Origin of the sequence: Chromohalobacter sp. HP20-39, from assembly GCF_033052815.1 — a bacterium.
Lineage (GTDB): Bacteria > Pseudomonadota > Gammaproteobacteria > Pseudomonadales > Halomonadaceae > Chromohalobacter.
This window is the reverse complement of sequence record NZ_JAWHTP010001142.1, coordinates 1-238: the sequence shown is the minus strand read 5'-3', so window position 1 is coordinate 238 and position 238 is coordinate 1. Positions and strand designations below refer to the sequence as shown.

The 238-nt window shown below is 75.2% G+C and carries 1 pseudogene; it reads right to left on the bottom strand.

Going from position 1 to position 238, the window contains the following annotated elements:
- Window positions 1–238 (bottom strand): annotated as a pseudogene (locus RVY79_RS21460) (P-type conjugative transfer protein TrbG); the annotation flags it as partial.

The following is a 238-nucleotide window of genomic DNA, read 5'->3' as shown; positions in this document are numbered from 1 at the left end:
CGTCCGTCCAGGGATATTGCTGGATGGCGTTGAGGAAACCGTCGCGCACCGGCTGCACGCGGGCGGCCGCGTTGGCGGCCCCGACACGGCGGCGCGGATCGGCGGGCTCGGAAGTCGCTGCCCCGGCCGCGACCGGCTTCAATTGGCCGGGGAGCGGCAGGGGTTCGGGGATCGTCACCACCTCGACGGCGCGGAGCGGTTCCGCGGCCGGCGTCGCCGCGATCTCGCGCGGCGGATC